Source organism: Hyunsoonleella pacifica (assembly GCF_004310335.1).
In the GTDB taxonomy this organism is placed as follows: Bacteria; Bacteroidota; Bacteroidia; order Flavobacteriales; family Flavobacteriaceae; genus Jejuia; species Jejuia pacifica.
Genome location: NZ_SIRS01000034.1, coordinates 1 through 302, shown reverse-complemented (window position 1 = coordinate 302; position 302 = coordinate 1). Strand labels below are relative to the sequence as shown.

1 protein-coding gene is annotated in these 302 nt (G+C 39.4%); it reads left to right on the top strand.

The features are described from left to right. Positions 1–302: hypothetical protein (locus EYD46_RS17645; protein ID WP_130938491.1), on the top strand; the 302-nt coding region annotated here is incomplete at both ends.

Here is a 302-nt window from a genome sequence, read left to right as displayed (position 1 = left end):
CATGAGGATTTCGAAACCATAGTACAAGACGTGTATTTAGGCACCATTCCTTATATGACGCCGAGTGGTACTTTTGTAATCAACGGCGCAGAACGTGTGGTTGTATCTCAATTACACCGTTCACCAGGGGTGTTCTTTGGCCAGTCATTCCATGCTAACGGAACAAAATTATATTCAGCAAGGGTAATTCCATTTAAGGGATCTTGGATAGAATTTGCTACAGATATCAATCAGGTAATGTATGCCTACATTGATAGAAAGAAAAAATTACCTGTTACAACTTTATTCCGTGCGATTGGATT